The following is a 2,235-nucleotide window of genomic DNA, read 5'->3' on the forward strand; positions in this document are numbered from 1 at the left end:
AGAATTATATTCCTCAAACTCTGCATGATAAGCTTTTTCTGCCATATAAATAGAGGCCATAAATACTTTTGCCTCTAGATCCTGGGCCTTTAATTGAAAGCTGGTATAAGAAGGAATGGCAATAGAGGCGAGTATTCCAATGATAACCACCACAACCATTAGCTCTATTAAAGAAAAGGCTTTAAAATTTAATAAATGCATTTTGCCTTTGTTTACTTTACTATCAACAACAAAGTAAGGTATTACAGTCACAACTTTACTACTTATTTATCGGTAATTAAACAAAGAAACTTAATTAATAATGTGTTAATTAGCTTTTTAAAGAGAAACAAAACCTTAGTAAACTTGCCAACCACAACACCCTAACCCTTCTTTTAAAGGCGCTGGCTTATGAAAAACTTTAAATTACAATTTCCTGTTTTATATCAAACACTTACAGAAGAAAAAACCCAAGAACGCCTTTTTGCGATGAGTGAAGAAATTATTAAATTTAATGGCAAAATAAATCTTGTTTCGCCAAGCACCATTGCAAATATAGAAAGTGTGCATTTTTTAGATTCTGTTTTAGGGGCACAGTTAATTTTAAAAGATACCCCCTTTTTAGAGCTTTACGATGTAGGCTCTGGAAATGGATTTCCCGGCTTGATTTTGGCCAGTTTAGATGCGCAAAGGTCGATTAAATTAGTGGAGTCAGATAAACGGAAGGCAGAATTTATAGAGCACTGTGCCTTTAAAATGAAGCTAAGCAATGTGGAAATAATTTGTGCCAGAGTAGAAAATTTAAACTTAAGCCACCCTGCCCTATTTGTTTCTAGGGCCTTTTCTTCTATACCCAAGGCTTTAGATTTATACGCAAAAGCTTGCCCTCAAGGCTTTGAAGCTTATCATTTTAAGTCACTGCACTGGGAAAGGGAGATTATCAAGCCACCTGTAGCGTTTACAGAAAAAAATGTTCCATGTGGAACAAATAAGCTAGGTGATTTTTATCATAAAGTGGTGGGAAAATACCAGCTTCCCCACAATGGGCAAGATTTTTTTATCATACGATCAACCCCCCGCAAAATGCTTAAATAATATTTTTAAAGCTAGCCTTTAGTACTAAGTTTTCTTTTTACATGGCACGCAAGTCTTGATTTTTTTCTGCGAGGGGCTAAAGTATTTTTAATTGTTCCACATGGAACAAAAGCGGAAAATATCTTTGCGGAGGCTGTTTTGGCTCAAATTATTTGCATGTCTAATCAAAAAGGCGGAGTGGGAAAAACCACTACGACGGTTAATTTAGGGGCGGCACTAGCTAGTTTTAAGAAAAAAGTTTTAATTGTAGACTTAGACCCTCAGGGCAATGCTTCTTCGGGCTTGGGAGTAAAAAACTATGACAATGCTAATTTATATCATGCACTAATGGGCGAATGCAGCGTTTTTGAGGCCACCTACTCTGCTAATTTGCCACAGCTTTTTATTGTTCCCTCTAACGCGGGCTTAGTTGGGGTTGAACCCTTTTTATATCAAAAAGACAAAAAAGAGATATTTTTAAAACAGGCACTGTCTAGTGTATCGGCAGAGTATGACTATATCTTAATAGACTGTCCTCCTTCTTTAGGCTTATTAACTTTAAACGCCTTTACCGCCTCTAATTATTTTATGGTGCCATTGCAATGTGAGTATTATGCCCTAGAAGGCTTAAGCCAGTTATTAAATACTGCAGGGATTATTAAAAACAATTTTAACCCCAACTTAGCTTTGTTGGGAATTGTGTTAACCATGTTTGATACAAGAAATAATTTAAGCCACCAAGTGGTTAGAGATGTAAAGAAACACTTTTCTAACAAGGTATTTAACACAGTAATCACAAGAAATGTACGCCTTAGCGAAGCACCTAGCTATGGAAAGTCTATTATAGAGTATGCACCGCAATCAATTGGCGCCGAGCGTTATATTGCCTTAGCTAAAGAGGTAGATAACCGTTTTGTTCAGCTAAATGCACGATTAAATGAGTTTGCAGAGCAGGCACCCAAAGAAAGAACAGAGGCGGGGCTGATTTGAATAGGCAAAAGGAAACAAAAGTCTAGAAAAAAGCATTTTTTGAATAGTCTGATAAAGGACTAAGGTAAAGGCAAACAAAACAGACGGGTAAAGACAAACAAAACAGGAGAGCTAGTTATGTCTAAAGAAAGTTCTAAGGGAAAAGTAAAAAAACCACAAGGGTCTTTGGGCAGGGGTTTAACTTCGTTATTG

At 36.5% G+C, this 2,235-nt stretch carries 3 protein-coding genes; 2 read left to right on the top strand and 1 reads right to left on the bottom strand.

The window, feature by feature from the left end; all coding sequences use genetic code 11:
* Nucleotides 1-201: prepilin-type N-terminal cleavage/methylation domain-containing protein (locus tag HAW63_05240; protein ID MBE8163373.1), on the bottom strand; the 201-nt coding region annotated here is incomplete at its 3' end.
* A 189-nt stretch (nucleotides 202-390) separates the two neighbouring features.
* On the opposite strand from HAW63_05240, the gene HAW63_05245 reads away from it, so the two are divergent.
* Complete coding sequence (locus tag HAW63_05245; GenBank protein ID MBE8163374.1) at nucleotides 391-1,074, top strand: hypothetical protein; 684 nt, start codon at nucleotides 391-393, stop codon at nucleotides 1,072-1,074.
* A gap of 138 nt (nucleotides 1,075-1,212) precedes the next feature.
* Entirely contained in the window at nucleotides 1,213-2,043 is an 831-nt protein-coding gene (locus tag HAW63_05250; protein MBE8163375.1) for a ParA family protein, read from the top strand.
* Nucleotides 2,044-2,235: the final 192 nt, after the last annotated feature.

This window comes from Pseudobdellovibrionaceae bacterium (assembly GCA_015163855.1).
GTDB lineage: Bacteria > Bdellovibrionota > Bdellovibrionia > Bdellovibrionales > UBA1609 > JAAOIH01.

What these genes read in the sequence shown, in the direction of transcription:
- HAW63_05245 (MBE8163374.1), top strand. Translation starts at nt 391, where the DNA reads ATGAAAAACTTTAAATTACAATTTCCTGTTTTATATCAAACACTTACA.